12 protein-coding genes and 1 pseudogene are annotated in these 15,656 nt (G+C 44.0%); 5 read left to right on the top strand and 8 right to left on the bottom strand.

From position 1 onward, the window contains the following. Window positions 1-5: 5 nt before the first annotated feature. From ACO6S0_RS05920 to ACO6S0_RS05900, 5 genes are read right to left on the bottom strand one after another with little or no spacing between them, the layout of a single operon-like run. Window positions 6-2,783 (bottom strand): GH92 family glycosyl hydrolase, encoded by a 2,778-nt coding sequence (locus ACO6S0_RS05920; protein ID WP_422351076.1) that lies wholly within the window; start codon window positions 2,781-2,783, stop codon window positions 6-8. Between the two features lies 1 nt (window position 2,784). After that, complete coding sequence (locus ACO6S0_RS05915) at window positions 2,785-4,284, bottom strand: RagB/SusD family nutrient uptake outer membrane protein (RefSeq protein WP_422351075.1); 1,500 nt, start codon at window positions 4,282-4,284, stop codon at window positions 2,785-2,787. An 11-nt stretch (window positions 4,285-4,295) separates the two neighbouring features. Continuing rightward, window positions 4,296-7,424, bottom strand: coding sequence for a SusC/RagA family TonB-linked outer membrane protein (locus tag ACO6S0_RS05910; RefSeq protein ID WP_422351074.1), 3,129 nt, complete (start codon window positions 7,422-7,424; stop codon window positions 4,296-4,298). Window positions 7,425-7,437: 13 nt separating this feature from the next. Then, window positions 7,438-8,403 carry a DUF4961 domain-containing protein gene (locus ACO6S0_RS05905; protein ID WP_422351073.1) on the bottom strand — a complete coding sequence of 322 codons (966 nt, stop codon included), beginning with the start codon at window positions 8,401-8,403 and terminating at the stop codon, window positions 7,438-7,440. A 22-nt stretch (window positions 8,404-8,425) separates the two neighbouring features. Then, window positions 8,426-8,860 (bottom strand): DUF5004 domain-containing protein, encoded by a 435-nt coding sequence (locus tag ACO6S0_RS05900; RefSeq protein WP_422351072.1) that lies wholly within the window; start codon window positions 8,858-8,860, stop codon window positions 8,426-8,428. A 455-nt stretch (window positions 8,861-9,315) separates the two neighbouring features. On the opposite strand from ACO6S0_RS05900, the gene ACO6S0_RS05895 reads away from it, so the two are divergent. From ACO6S0_RS05895 to ACO6S0_RS05875, 5 genes and pseudogenes are all read left to right on the top strand, one after another. Further along, window positions 9,316-10,323, top strand: a complete 1,008-nt coding sequence (locus ACO6S0_RS05895) for a sterol desaturase family protein (RefSeq protein WP_422351071.1) — start codon at window positions 9,316-9,318, stop codon at window positions 10,321-10,323. Between the two features lie 286 nt (window positions 10,324-10,609). Further along, the gene (locus ACO6S0_RS05890; RefSeq protein ID WP_422351070.1) at window positions 10,610-10,870 is read left to right on the top strand and encodes a transposase; all 261 of its coding nucleotides are present in this window, start codon (window positions 10,610-10,612) and stop codon (window positions 10,868-10,870) included. Between the two features lie 68 nt (window positions 10,871-10,938). After that, window positions 10,939-11,046: pseudogene (locus ACO6S0_RS05885) on the top strand (IS3 family transposase); the annotation flags it as partial. Window positions 11,047-11,130: 84 nt separating this feature from the next. Beyond that, window positions 11,131-11,343 (top strand): hypothetical protein, encoded by a 213-nt coding sequence (locus tag ACO6S0_RS05880; protein WP_422351069.1) that lies wholly within the window; start codon window positions 11,131-11,133, stop codon window positions 11,341-11,343. A 15-nt stretch (window positions 11,344-11,358) separates the two neighbouring features. Next, window positions 11,359-11,538, top strand: coding sequence for an integrase core domain-containing protein (locus ACO6S0_RS05875; RefSeq protein WP_422351806.1), 180 nt, complete (start codon window positions 11,359-11,361; stop codon window positions 11,536-11,538). A 255-nt stretch (window positions 11,539-11,793) separates the two neighbouring features. Here the strand turns inward: ACO6S0_RS05875 and ACO6S0_RS05870 are convergent, their stop codons facing one another. The 3 genes from ACO6S0_RS05870 to ACO6S0_RS05860 form a co-directional block, all read right to left on the bottom strand. Continuing rightward, window positions 11,794-12,576: an SDR family oxidoreductase gene (locus ACO6S0_RS05870; RefSeq protein WP_422351068.1), complete on the bottom strand. Its 783-nt coding sequence runs from the start codon at window positions 12,574-12,576 to the stop codon at window positions 11,794-11,796. Window positions 12,577-12,637: 61 nt separating this feature from the next. After that, window positions 12,638-13,933: a DUF6786 family protein gene (locus tag ACO6S0_RS05865; protein WP_422351067.1), complete on the bottom strand. Its 1,296-nt coding sequence runs from the start codon at window positions 13,931-13,933 to the stop codon at window positions 12,638-12,640. Window positions 13,934-13,970: 37 nt separating this feature from the next. After that, window positions 13,971-15,650 carry a ribulokinase gene (locus tag ACO6S0_RS05860; RefSeq protein WP_422351066.1) on the bottom strand — a complete coding sequence of 560 codons (1,680 nt, stop codon included), beginning with the start codon at window positions 15,648-15,650 and terminating at the stop codon, window positions 13,971-13,973. Window positions 15,651-15,656: the final 6 nt, after the last annotated feature.

The following is a 15,656-nucleotide window of genomic DNA, read 5'->3' as shown; positions in this document are numbered from 1 at the left end:
TACGTTCAATCTTGAATTCCCCAATTGGTATTGGGTTCAGGCCCAAGTTGCAGGATAAGCTCCCCTCCCTTTTGAAAAACATCATGGGTAAACCAAAATGTTTGGTGCGGCTCATTGTTCAACCTTGCCTTTTGGATATAACTGTTCTCTTTACTGTTGTCCAAGGTTTTGATGGTAAACTCTTTTCCTTGGTAATAGGTTGGGTTGAGTTTTATGGTTATCTCGTCAAAAACCGGACTGGTAATTTCATATTTAGGGGTGACGGAATTGTTCCCCGTCAAGCTAAAAAGTCCCATGGACATCAACGCACTTACGCCACTCATCTGGCCTTGGTCCTCATCATGTCCGCCATAGCCTTGGTCCACGGTCGTGGCACCGTAAGCCTGTTCGTTTACCCTTCTTACCCAATATTGGGTGAGCCAAGGTTTTTTAACATGGCTAAAAATATGAGCGTTGGAACAGCCTGGTTGATTGGCATAACTGACATATCCATCCGAATATCCAAATACAAAATCCTGGGGAGCTGCTTGCTCAAAAGCAAAGTTGAGTTTATCTGCCAAGGTTTCGTTTCCACCCATAAGCTTAGACAATTCCGTAATACCATGGGACACGGACCAGGTTCCTTGCCATGCGTTGGACTCTACCCAACCCTGACCTGAGAGCAAATCCATATGAAGCCAATTCCCCGATCGGTCTTTGGGCAATACCAGCTTTAAGTCGGGATGGAACAATTTGGACCACCCTTCAGCTCTTTTTGAAAAATAGGCATAATCCTTTGTCTTCCCCATCTTTTTTGCCATTTGGGAAAGCGACCAATCCTGAAAAGCCCACTCCAGGGTCTTTCCGGCATTATCAGGGCAGTATCCATTGGCCATATAAAACTCAAGGTCCTCTGCGGAATCGCTCATCATACCACCGGGCATGTGATTGCGCTTCATCACTTGGAAGGCATGTTTGGGATTTGTTTTTGTCATCAAATCCTTCATGTAGGTGCTCACCAACATATTTGTTGCCGGGTTTCCTGTCATGATATAGGAATATCCTCCTGCTATGGCACCTCTGGGTAACAGCCCTCCATTATCGGCATACTGGACCAAAGAAGCCGAGAAATCATCCAAAACTTCCGGCCAAGCCAACCCCCAAACAATGTTCAGGTTCCATTGGGTAAGCCAAAGCGCATCAAAATTGTACATGTTGAACCTTGACTTGTCATCCTTATCCTTGGGTAGCGTTCTTACTTTCAGGCTGGCTTTTGTGAAGGTTCCTTGGCGTTCTCCTTGGGTATAATCCGGATAATCCCCGCTGACATCGTTCAGGATTCTTCTTCCCAACAAAATGTGCCATAGGTCTGTGTAGAATTTTACCCGTTGTTGTTCTGTTCCTCCCTTGACTTCAATCTTTCCCAACTGCTCTTCCCATATGTTGAAGGCATCTTCCTTATAGCGGTCAAAGTCCCAATGGGGTGCTTCGGTTTGAAGATTTTTATGGGCGTTTTCCACGGAGGTGTACGAAATGGCCACTTTCATCTGAACCTCGTCACCTGCATTTACATCATAGGTAGCAGCAACACCTGTAGTGGGTGCATTCCAATAACTCTGGGTAATTCCCGCAAAAACGACCGAATCCCTTCGGGTCATGGTATCGGAGCCTTTTATAGTGGTAATATCGCTGAATTTCTCCTTATCCTTCCATCCGTCCAAGTTCTTGAAAGGTTTATCAAACTGGATAACAAAAAACACTTTGACCTTCTCCGGCCCGCCCCAAAACCTTCCAGCTGAATCAAACGAGCCTTCCAGTTCATTTTGGCTGACTTTACGAACATCCGCATTGATCATGGTTGAATTTCCCAAATATCCTCCCAAATTGGTCAATATACTGGCCTTGTCCGCTTGGGTATATGTAAAGCGATACAGGGTAGTACGCTTGGTACTGGTCAGTTCTGTCCAGACATGATGCTTCTTTAGATACAGACGTTGATATCCCGGCATGGCCACTTCATCGTCATGACTAAAACTGGATTTCCAACCTTGACCTCCCAAGGTAGGGTCTATGTTCCCCAACGTGGGCATGATCTGTATTCCTGAAAGGCACCAACCGTGAATCTGTCCAAAACCCAATACTTCCGTGGAATTGTAACTGTACCCTCCACCGTATTGATTTTTATTGCGGGTCACGGGTGCCGCAGCGACCATTCCCATGGGGTGTGCACCGGGAGTGAAGAAAAAATACCGGCCTTTGGCCGACTCCACAAACGGATTCACCCAATGCAATGGGTTTGTGCTATCAGTGGGCGAAGTAAACACTTCCATTTCGGATAGACCTAGATGTAGCCCTTCCCCATCGGTGACCTCAAAGCGAACCCATTCCACTGTTTTTGTTGGGAACTCCACTTTCTTGGCATCGCCATTGTTGGGAATGGTGTTTACGCGAATCAAGGAACCATCGCTGAACCTTAAAACGCCTCCAGCGGTGTGTTCTTCTAAACCGGGACGATCATAAATAACAATGCTGTTGATGCTCCGCGGTCTGTCCCAATCCATCTGGAGCCAGGGTAATATATTGGCTCCCCATGCCTTACGTTCGCCAACACAGGCCCATTCCCCCTGTCCATCCAAGCGAATCAGCCCATCCATCAAATTGGAGGCTTCATTTCCTACCAATTGGGAAGAGACTTTCACAGTGGCTTGCTTGGCAATGTTTTCAGACGCCCAGGCCGAAAAACCACCCAAGGTCACCAACATTATGCAAACTACCTTAAGGGCCTTAAAATAAGTGTTGTTCATATCAATAGCCTGTGTTCTGTGTCAGGTTTTGGTTAATATCCCTTTCTCTTTGGGGTATGGGAAGCAGGTTATGTCTTGCTGCCACGGGAACCCCGGGCTTGGCCTCGGTAACCTTTTCTTCCAGTTTGCCAAATCGAACCAAATCGAACCAACGATGGCCTTCCCATGTAAGTTCTTTTTTTCTTTCTTCCAGTATGGCTTCTTTGAAAGCTTCGTATCCCATTGCGGATAAATCGGGAAGAATGTTGCGCTCCACCCCATCGGCAAATCGTGCCCTTTTCCGCACTTCATTGATGGCGTCCAACGCTGCTGGTGTGCTCCCATTATTTTGTTCATTCAGCACTTCGGCATACATGAGCAATATATCCGCATAGCGAATAAGTTGGAGGTCATTGGCCGTATTGTTCACCAAGGGCTCTGCTACCCGGTCCCAATATTTTACGATATGGGGAGAGTCAAATTCCACCAACTCCCCGTTGATGACATCTTCGGTCATGAAGGTCACTTCTTTTCTTCTATCCTCATCATCAAAGGAATTATACAGGGCCATGGTTGGTATCTCCAAGCCTCCACCATTGGGTCTACCTCCATAGACACCTCCAGGGAGTGTCCTGTAGACCAAATGTCCACCTTCCCACAGGGTGGTGAACAAATCCGTACCTTCCAAAAAGCTTATGGCAAACAAGACTTCCTTGCCGTTGTTGTTGGCAATTTTGAAAACGTCCGCGTAGTCTTCCCAAAGCCCAAATCGTCCGCTGGTCATGATTTCTTCCAGTTTACTTTTTGCCAATTGAAGGTTTTCCCCTTGCTGAAGGGCTGCTTTGGCCATGTAAGCCTTGGCCGACCAGCTGGTGGGCCGACCATTGTCCACCCCGGTCTGTTCGGAGGGAAGGCTGCTTTCTGCCATGGACAGATCTTCAAAAATCTGGGTGTAGACTTCGGAAACGGATGCCCTACCCAAGAAAGCACTTGAAGTAAATACTTTTTGGGGTTCCAATTGCAATGGTACATCGCCAAAGAAACGCACCAATTCAAAATAGAGAAGCCCTCTCAAGAAATGGGCTTCGCCCAACAAATCATCCTTGGTATCCCCATCCATCTCAACGTCCGGGATGTTAACGATGGCCATGTTGGCCGCGTTGATGCCCAAGTAAAGATTGGACCAAATTTCCAAGGCTATGGTATTCTCTGGTGTATGGGCCATTGCAGAGAGCTGGTTGTATCCATCCCCTCTATTGAAACTGGTTTCCCCTTCATCTGACAGCAAAGCATTCGCCGTCCAATAGTTGGCAAAATATAGCCCCTTGGCGTTCAATGTTTCATCAAAAGTGGCTCCCAAATGTCCATAAATCCCATTAATGGCCAATTTGACGTCCTGCTCTGTTTGGTAAAATGTATCCTCGGTATAAAAGGTCTTCACTTCCTCTTCCAAGGCACTTTCACAACCCAAGATCAAAATCAGGGCAGCGAAGTACATTCTATATTTTTTGAATTGTTTCATGATTTTGACTTTTAAAAGTTTACGTTAAGACCCAAGAGAAAGGTCCTTGAGGTAGGATATCCCCCAAAATCCGCTCCTGCACTAAGGTTGTTGTTCTGTCCTCCAAAGCTGACTTCTGGGTCCACTCCGCTATAATCGGTAAGGGTGAACAGGTTCTTTCCCGTGAGATAAAATCTAAGTTTGTTGATTTTCATCCTGGATAAAAATTTACCCGGTATGGAATACCCCAAAGTGGCCGATTTTAATCTTAAGTAAGAGCCATCCTCTACATAATGGTCAGAAAACACAATGTTCCGAGGACCATCCGCGGCCCTAGTGTAGGTATTGCTGGGGTTGTTCGGGGTCCATCTGTTTGAGAAAGCCTCCAACAATACATTTCCTTGACCATTTAAATTTTCAAGGTTGATCCTATTGAAGTTGGCTATTTCATTGCCATATACCCCTTGCATGAATATATTAAGATCCCAGCTTTTCCAAGTAATGGTATTGTTTATCCCAAAGGTGTATTCTGGAATGGGATTTCCGATGAAGGTCCTGTCATTATCGGCATCGATGACACCATCTCCATTTAAATCCTTATACTTTCGCTCTCCGGGGGTAAAGGTGTCGGTTGCAAACCTAGGGGTGGTTGCAGGGTCATCATCCAATTGAACGATGCCATCCGAAACATAACCGTAGAATGCTCCGATCTCGCCACCTTCCACAAGCAACTGCCAATTGGTAATACCCAGAATCCCAAAGCCTGTTGGAATATTGTCCAAGCCGGCCAAATCCAAAATCTTGTTCTTGTTATAGGCCCCGGTCAGGTTAACGTCCCAATTGAACTTCCCCTTGAACATTTGTGCATTGATGCCCAATTCAATTCCTTCGTTACGCACACTTCCGGCATTGACCACACTTTGGATATATCCGGTTTGTGAAGGTACTTGGAGGTTCAGCAACAAATCTTCCGTATTTTTTCGGTATCCGTCAATAGTGAATCCCAATCGGTCATTGAAAAATCCGAGGTCCAAACCAATATTGTATTGCTCGGTACGCTCCCATTTAAGGGCACTGTTGGCCGGTGTACTGGGCAATTGCCCCACCACCTCATTATCATTAAAGGAATGATAGGTAGGCTTAAACGTGGATTGCGCGGAATAGGGTGCAATGGACTCATTACCTATGATTCCGTACCCCAAACGCAGTTTTAGATAGAGTCCGGAGTCCTGAAGAAAATCTTCTTCCGAAACATTCCATGCGAAAGCTCCTGATGGGAAAAATCCATATTTATTGCCATCCCCAAACTTGGACGAACCGTCAACCCGCGAAGTGGCCGTAAAGATGTACTTGTTGTCCAGAATGTAGTTGACCCTTCCAAAATAGGAAATCAATCTGGATTCTATGATATTGGAGCTTACCCCAGGGTTCAACCCAAGTCCCAAGTTATTGGAACCAAAATTTTCCGTTGGGAATCCCAAGGCATTCCCTGAAAGGGATTCAATGGTGAAATCTTGCCACGAAGCCCCTACCAAGGCATTCACACGATGTCTATTGTTAAAGGTATTGGTGTAATTCAAAGTAGACTCCGCCAAATAGCTGGTGGCCGTATTCTTGGCTTGGGCCGCAAAAGCCCCTGGTGAATTTCCAAAATCGATTTCCTCGGTCCTAAAATAAAACTGTTCGTTGATGTTCAAATCCACACCTAAAGTAGTCTTCAACTGTAGATTTTTGGCCACGTCCCATTTAATGGCCAAATTGTCCAATATCCTTGTGGCCTTGCCCTTACTTTCCGATAGATTTTGATAAGCCACTGGGCTTGGGAAATTGGGTATTTGTTCTTGGATGTTGCTTACTTCGTTCACAAAGGTTCCATCGTCCTGAACAATGAAATTTCCTTTGGTATAATTCCCTTCGGGATCGAAAACAGGCAATAGGGGATTGAATTGATATGCCCCCGTAATGGCACTACTGGCAACCTCCACCCCTCCTGTGGTCTCGGTCCTGGCCGTATTGAAATTGGTCCTGTTCAAACTCAAGGAGTTCTCAATGGACAATTTTTCCGTAGCCTTAAAATCGAGGTTTACCCGAAAATTGTATCGTTTAAAATCGGTTTCAATAACCACTCCTTCCTGATCTAAATACGACCCGGAAACAGCATACCTGATATCTTGGTTCCCTCCCTTTATGGAAAGGTCATGGCTTTTGGTAATGGCCGTCCTGAAAATTTCATCCTGCCAATCGGTACCCACTCCAAAAGAAATTGGGTTTGTATAAAACCTAGGGTCTCCCGAACCATTGTACCTGGACTCGTTCACGTAAAATGCAAATTGTGATGCATTGAGCACATCCAGCTTTTTTATAACCTCACTGACCCCTAAGTAGGTATCGTAATTGATTTGGGCATCGCCGTTCAATCCTCTCTTTGTGGTAATTATGATGACCCCATTGGCCCCACGGGAACCATAAATGGCCGTAGCGGAAGCATCCTTCAACACATCTATGGAGGCAATATCGTTGGCACTCAAGGTAGAAAGGGCATTGATGGAAGGCCCCTCGGCCACACCTGCGGAAAGGTTGTCACTGTTGTTGTCCACAGGAAAACCATCGATTACATATAAAGGTTCATTACTGGCATTGATGGAACTACTTCCCCGAATCCGGACAGAAGTGGCACCCCCGGGTTGACCCGAAGTTTGGGTCAATAACAGTCCCGAGACCCTTCCTTGCACAAAGTCATCGGCCGTAGTGGAACGTACTGATTCCAAATCCTCGGATTTAATGGTGGCAATAGACCCCGTAAGATCTTTCTTGGTCGTGCTTCCATACCCGATGATGACCACCTCGTCCAATTCGTTCACATCCGTTTTCAAGGCCACATTGATGGTCCGTTGTCCACCCACCGAAACTTCTTGGGAACTAAACCCCTGATAGCTGAAAACCAAAGTTACATCCCCACTCGGGACTTCCAAGGTATATTCTCCATCAAAGTTGGCAGAGGCACCAATGGCCATACCCTTCACCACTACGTTGGCCCCGGGTAGCGGAAGACCATCGTCCTCCGCTGTGATCACCCCTTGAATGGTAATGTTTTGTGCAAAGGCCACAAGATTGCCAAGCACCAAAAAAATGACAACAAGGCCTTTTGTTCTGTTTTTCATAATCGTCATGTTTTTAATTCGTACAGTTGGCTATTATTTGAAAGTCTTCCCCGGTATCTGGATTCTTGACCTCGACATCTCCGTTTTCATTGATAAAACTGAAGGTGATATCCTCAATTTCCTGACTTGGCAAGGCATTGAAAAGCTGTCTGGGCCATATGGATATTTCCCATTGGTCATTGCCGGTACTACGCATTTTGGTGATACTGGCATTATCGCACACCTCAACAGCTTGTCCATCTATAACAGCCTTGGCACAGAAATATACATCAGTAGCCCCTGAAAGCGCTGTTGGTGATCCTTCAGATCCCTTTATGGCATCAAACCCAATATGGATAATATCATCATATGTATATTCCGTCGGTTGAAAGGTAACGGGAAAGGGAAGTGGACCACAGAGGTCTATCAACGGATTGGACCCTCCGGTCACTTCCATGCAAGGGGTGAACCTTATATCGGTCTCTCCCGCAGTGATACCATATCCCGAAGTTCCCACAATATATCCCAGTTGTGTTTTAAGGTTATCGATCCCGACATCCATGGAAAGCTGGATCTGTCCGGAAAAGTTTACGCCGTTTGCACCAGATACCGTTTCATCGGAGATGAACACCACCCACTCTACTAGACCATAATTTTCACCGATTCCGGCAAGATCCATAATAGGTGTAGCATAATCAGGGTCGGCACCATTGGCCAGTCGCATGGTCCCATTTCCATTATCAGAAGTATAGGAAACCGTGGCATTGGAAGCTATGTCCCAAGCCTCAGGAGCCAAAACGCCAAATATAATGTTGTGGGCCGCATCTTCGGCAGGGGCAACATCAACATCTATAGTGATGTCCATTCTTTCCCCAATACCCATGGAAGTGGGTTGATTTACATTATTGATGGTAATGCACATGCTCAACAACAAAAACAGTAGAAACAGTGCTTTTGGCTGAAACAGGATGCGTTTTAGTTTGTATAGCTTGTTTTTCATTTCAGTGCATGTTAGTTTCTGGTTATTTGCTCAATCGATACGTATATGTATTAGAGGTACAGCCCATTGGAACTGTCACTGTAAGCTCATCCCCACCGGAAAGCACTGCTCCCTGAATATCCAGGCTTGTACCATCCGAGAAATTAATCTTGGTAGGATATACAGGATCATCAAATGACCAGCTCCCATTCGCCTGCTCCAAAGCAAAAGGTGTTGTTAAATTGGAAAGGGTATATGAAGATGGTATCCCGTTTTCATACGATAATTGCAGGGAAAAGGACTGAAAATCCATAAGATCGGTGATATCGTTCCCATTCTGGAGCACTTGGTCAATCTTCCAGTCGCCATCAATGTTGGTGACGAACTCGGTAAACCCTTCGGGGTTTTGTTCTGGGTCGTCATCACAACTTAATACAGCCATGACCGACAGTAATAAAATCAATCGCAAATATTTCATAAACACATAGTTTGAAGGATAGTTTAGTTAACGGTACACTTTGTTGAACAAGTCATCAAATGAAAATGGGAAGACCGAAAGCATTGAATCGACACTTCCTTCTTCCCATCATTCATTTTTAGAACTAAACCCAACAACTCAAATAATTCTATTAAAATATCATCTCTTTTACCCAACCTAGCCCATCTTTGGCCAATCAAAAATCAGGTATATTATGTTCATATGTTCATACATATGCTCAAATATAGATATTTGTTGCATGTTGCCAAAAAAAATGTTTCTTTTTTATCAATTCATTATTATAGTAACCCTTGAATTATTGATGGCCTAAATATGACACTTATAGCAAACTCTGGTTAGTCTGCCCCAACAGAACGATTAAAATGTTTACGTGTACCGTTTACCTATAGACATGTTCATATGTTCATACATAAAAAATAGTATATTTGAACTAAATGAAATACGATCAACTTATGGATTTCTTGAATGTAGTTTTTGAGGAAATAATGAATTTTTTGGGCTTCACCAGCATACTGGAAGTCTTAAAAACAGAAAACTACGCCTTTTTCAAAAGTTTTGATGGTATCATGTCCTGTATCTTCCTAGCGCTTCCCATTTTACTTTTTGTTGAGTTCTACATTGTTTTTTTCAGGGAAAGGGAACAATTAAAGACGTACAAAGTAAATTTCTTCATTATTGTCTTCAATAGGGTGATTGGCCGTATTCTTTCATTGGGCACCATGGTATGGTGTATCGGTTTCTTTCAAGAATATGCACCTTTTCAGATCTCTTACACTTGGTATTGGTTTATTTATGGATATGTAGTCTGGGAACTGGGCAGTTTTATCTATCACTATTTTGGCCACAAAGTTCGTTTGCTCTGGTGCCTCCACTCCCCACACCATGCGGCGGAGACCATGAACTTATCCGTAAACCATGCGCATTTTTTTCTCGAGTTCCCGTATGCTGATTTTATCCGTACCGCAACATGCATGCTCCTTGGAGTTGACCCAAAGCTGTTCTTTTCCATACTTCTGCTGGATATTACCTATGCCACTTTTATCCATGTTGGTGAGCATGTGCTACAAAAAGGACGTTTAGGGTTCCTTGGAAAACTTATTTTAACTCCCTCGCACCATCGGGTTCACCACGGTAGAAATCCGCTGTATATGGACACCAACTTCTGTAACCTCTTGAACATTTGGGATAGGGTTTTTGGAACCTATCAAGATGAGGAAGACCATCTTCCCATCCAATATGGCATAACCCGTGAGATGGATTCGGGAAGTTTCCTTGATGTATATTTTGGTGAATTCAAAGCACTCTACAAAGATGCGGTCAATGCTCCAGGCCTAAAAAACAAAATATTATATCTGTTCATGCCCCCGGGATGGAGTCATACTGGGGAACATCAAACTGCAAGAATTGTCCGCAAACGATTTTTGAATCAAGATTCAAAATAGACATTACCAATCTTACATAATTGTCTTCAGTTCGTACATAATCTAATCCGTTGAATCGTTAGGTAAGAGGTATAAAATTTTACCAGACCAGTGATACTGTGAAGGTATTTAACCCCTTTCGGATAATGTGCCCGAAGGTCTATTATTAAAAATCAAACCCTCCTAACATGTAATGATTGGTTGATGATAATTTCAATATCGCCTTTCAAAAAGTTTGAACTTTGTCCTCTTGAGTTCCCTTAAAAACAGCTACGGTCAAAAATAGAATAACCGTAAATTTAGAGACATGAAGAGAGGTAGGTTCACAGAGACTCAAGTGGTCAAAATCATCAAACAGCACGAGACTGGGAATTTCGTGAAGGAGCTCTGCAAGGAACATGGCATCAGTGCTTCCACCTTTTACAATTGGAAGGGAAAAAATGGGGGAATGGACGCCTCACAGCTCAAGAAGCTGAAGCAAATGGAAGCAGAACTTTCGCGTTACAAGCAGACCTTCCTGCCGACAGGCAGTTGTACGCCGAACTGGCCCATCAGAACTAAGCACTGAAAAACCTGATTCAAAAAAAGCTCTAGGGGCCAGCGGATAAACCTTGATCGGTTGCCCAAAAACACCCCACATATGGGTTTAGAAAGATGATCCTAATGTTGCGGGTCCAAGGACATCCATGGAACCATAAACGTGTCTATAGGGTCTACAAGCAGATGGGACTCAGTGTTAGGCGCAAACGGAAGCACAGGGTGCCAAAACGGGTGAAAGAACCCCTGCCCCTACCCATTGGACAGAATATTGTCTGGAGCATAGACTTCATGCAGGACGGCCTAGACTATGGTAAGACCTTCCGGGTGCTGAACGTCATCGACGACTTCAACAGGGATGTACTTTGGAGTATTGCCGATATCTCCATCGGTTTACGGAGATTGATCAGGGAGCAGGAGAGGTTGGTCGCAATCATGGGAAGGCCATCGGTCATATGCGTGGACAACGGGCCTGAGTTAACCTCTACCAACTTTCAGCTATGATACAAGGCTAAAAATATCGGGATCAAGTATATCCAACCCAGGAAACCTGTCCAAAACAGTCTTATCGAGCGCTTCAACAGAAGCTACCGACAGAAGTTGCTCAATGCCTATCTGTTCGAATTACTGGAACAGATCAGGGTAGTGACCGAACAATGGATGAACCATTATAACGAAAAAGACTCGATGAGTCACTAAAAAAAAGACACCCTTGGAATTTTTGAGGCGTTATTGAAAAGCTGGCTTTTCCATAACAGAAAAAAAACTATTTTGTAATACCTAAACTGTAGGGGATTTAAGAGTACTTACACTTCTTCCAACAAAAAATAGGAGCAACTAATCGAATGTAGTTAATCCTACAATTCCAAATCAGTTCGGTATTGCTTATTTAAAAACCAAAAAACAGTGAACCCATTTCCTATGTAGTTAGTAGGAAAAAGCAATCGAATTCCTTTAATAAATTGCCCTATCCAAATGAACATACCCTCCATCAACATAAAAAAGTTGACCTGTAATGCACTTGGATTTCTCAGAGAGCAAAAATGTTGTTGTATCTGCTATTTCATCTGGCGTTGTCATTCTCTTTTCCAATGGTATCTTGTTTTCAATGGACTGCAAGAGCTCGTCGGCATTAGGAAACTGTTTAATCCACCGCTTGTATTGCGGGGTAAAACTCTCGGAAACAATGACAGCATTTACTCGAATCCCCTTATTAAAATATTGTATAGCTAGGCTTTCGGTAAGAGCGTTACGCCCACCATTAGCCGCAGCATATCCTGATGTACCTCCCTGACCTGTAATGGCGGTCTTTGAACTAATATTTACAACATTTCCGCTATTTTTAATTAAATGGGGTAAGGAATACTCAAACATGAGGTAATAATGGGTCAGGTTTTTATCTAAGGATTTCATAAAGTCCTCGTAGTTTCCATGTTCAAGGCCAACACCATCGTTTACACCAGCATTATTGACCAATCCATCAATCCGTCCATATTCCATGACAGCCTTAGCTACCGCTGCTCTACATTCCTCTGGCCTGGTCAATTCGGCTAGAGAAAATGAACATTTACCTCCCTCCTTTTGGATATGACTCACCGCTTTCTTAACATCTTTTTTAGTTCTTCCAACTATAAAGGGAATCGCTCCTTCCTTGGCCAGTCTTTGACAAATCCCGAAACCAATACCTTTATCCCCACCCGTCACCAATATTACTTTATCCTTCAGATTAAGATTCATAAATGAAAATATTTATTCAGAAACAAGTTACAATTTATCGAACATGCCATTTAAAGATTGTTCAATCAGTCCCTATCTCATCCAATTCCAAATTAAACAGTTTTTTGGTCAATTTTTCCAATTTGCCTTTGTCACCCTGAAAATGGATCGTACCGTGAACATGAACCAAAGATTCATTCTTCTCAAGTTCGGCAGCCGGGGATGAACTCTCAATTTCATAAAAAGGGCCCAATTGGGTTCCATCTTCCAAGGGTCCATCGTTATAGGAGTTTACGGCATCGCCCGCAAAAGGTTCATCCTGAATCTCCCATAAGGAGTTCACATATCCCTTTTCCGCTTCTGGCAGTGTAAAATAAGCCAATGTCAATACTTCGTTTTGCGAATCGTAACTGGCGGCAATGGGAAGTGCCCTCTTTTGGGATATCCCAATTTTACCCCTATTTTGACCATCAGCCTTGAATATGACTATCCCTTTGTCCTCCAATATCGACAATCTATCTGATGGAACCCCATCCCCACTGAAACGATAATCCGTCAGTATTTTGCCCAATGCCGATTCGCTTCCTTTTTTGAAGGGCAGAATAACATGGGTGTTCTCACTGGGGTTGAGCATGCTCAATATCCATATGGACAACATTCCTGTTTTCTCGTTCCATGTATGCTCCCCAACATTGGTCAGTTTATTTTCTGTCTCAAATCCTACCATATCGATTCCTTCTTCCAAAGTAATTCCAAAAACTTCGGCGACCTTGTCCCTATTAACCATCCGAATTGTACGGTCCACGGTCAAATCGAACATGGTCCCAGCATAGTTCAACAAGCTCATCCGTTTTGTAAAACTGATTTGATCTGTGCGCTTACTGCTTAAGTCAAAGGGTTCTGTGTCCAATTCCTTGGGCACATACCAATTGTCAAGCTCAAAAGAAGCGCCCGGCTTAAAATAAATGGAAAACTGGCCACCTTCGGGCCCAAGCCACAACCGTTCCTCCCCACCAACCGGGTTGAAATGCTCCTTGATCTCCCCAGATTCTATCAAATCGTAATTGAGCCAGCCAAAACTTTGTCCATTTTCATATTTTGTGGTACTGGTCATCACTCTTCCCTGTAATGAGGGCGCAATAGCTACCTTACCATTACCTTTATCATCATAAAGTTCAATAATCTCCATGTATCTTTTTAGAAAAGCAACATCGTTTACGTAGTTGTTGTTCTGTTCTTGCTGAGCTGTCATAGCTTGCGACTTTTCTCTTTTATTGGCATTATTTTCTCCTGGGTTTTGTTTGCATGAGGTGTTCATAAATATCGGCAACGCCAGCAACAAAAAAAGCCTTCCTAAATGTGTCAAATTAATTCTCATAACTTCCATTTTTTGAAAAGCCTTGGATTTGTAGACTTTATTGTTTTGATACTTCATTCCGAATAGTGATCAAGTCTTTCATGACATTGAAAAGTGTTTCCCCCTCATTGCTTTTCTCTCCAAATGCAACATGAAGCTGGGAATATATTTTAAAAAGACGTGAATAGATACTATTTTCAGAGGTGTTGGGTATATATACCTTATCTGATGGCACCGACAATTTAGCAACGATTTCATCAATGGGGATGGGCTCACCAACATTTTTCCTATATGAGGCAACGGCCATTATAGCGGCCCCTACTGCAACTGTTTCGGGGTTTTCCACCAGTCGGACCGGATATCCGATCACATCGGCATAAATCTGCATGAACATTTCATTTTTATGACCTATTCCACCCGTAACTATGATTTCGTCGATGACTATTCCCTCTTCTTCGACCCTTCTGATAATTTTCAGGGCTCCAAAGGCGGTTGCCTCTATAAGTGCCCTGTAAATTTCATGATCGGAAGTGGCCAAGGTCTGCCCCAAGATAAGACCCGATAATTGTTGATCCCCCAAAATATTACGATTCCCATTGTTCCAGTCCAACGCTATCAATCCACTTTCACCGGCACGCAATTGGGTTGCTTTTTGCGTTAGGACAGTGTGATAGGATGTATCTTCCTTACAAAGGTGCTGTACCCACCAATTGAGCAAATCGCCCACGGCCGCTTGACCAGCCTCTATTCCTATATTTCCAGGGAGCACCGATTCCTCCACAATGCCTGCAACCCCGTTAAAATCTTTTGGGTGGTTTTCCAATGGAAATACCATTATGTCACAGGTCGACGTTCCAATGATCTTGACAAATTTACCATTTCCAATACCTGCACCAATAGCACCCACATGGGCATCCAAAGCCCCAACGGCAATCGGGATGCCCTCTGGCAAACCCAATCGTTCACCCCATTCCACAGATAAGCCCCCTTGGGATTCCTCAAAGGTGTATACCTCATCATACAACCTATCCCTAAGTTCGGCGAGCTGGTCATCCAAGGAAGACAGGAATTCCTTATCGGGCAGTCCACCCCAACTTTTTGAATACATGGCTTTATGACCTGCTGCACAAACATTTCTTTTTAAGTCTCTTACATCCGAAACACCTGCCAGAACAGCGGGGATAAAGTCGGATTGCTCAACCCAACTGTCCGCCGCTTCGAAAACGTCCGGGGCCACCTTTAAACAATGCCAAATTTTGGACCAGAACCATTCCGAGGAGTAGGTTCCCCCACATTTGGATAAGTATTCAGGTCTGGACATTGTGGCCTTTTCAGTTATCTCCAAAGCCTCATTAACCGCGGTATGATCCTTCCAGAGCCAGGCATACGCATTGAGATTGTCCTCAAATTGACTAAGTGCTGCCAAGGGCACCATATTATTTTTAACCGGGATTGGTGTTGAACCTGTTGCATCCACCCCTATGCCCTTTATATCCTCCGTCTTGTATCCTTTGGATAAATACACCTTCATGGCCACTTTAACAGCTACTTCCAAAGCCCTTAAATACTCCATGGGGTGCTGTCTGGCCATTAGTGGATTGTTGTCATCGATATAGGTGCCTTCCTCTCCCCCTTTATACGGGCAGGCTCCGGTAGCCACAATTTGGCCCGATTCCATATTTAGAATACAGGCTCTTCCAGCTCCTGTCCCAAAATCCAATCCAATCGTAAATTTCATAGGTGC

It is taken from the genome of Flagellimonas sp. (assembly GCF_965233845.1).
Taxonomy (GTDB): domain Bacteria; phylum Bacteroidota; class Bacteroidia; order Flavobacteriales; family Flavobacteriaceae; genus Flagellimonas.
Note: the sequence above shows the minus strand (reverse complement) of the source record. Positions and strands in the feature narration are given on the sequence as shown.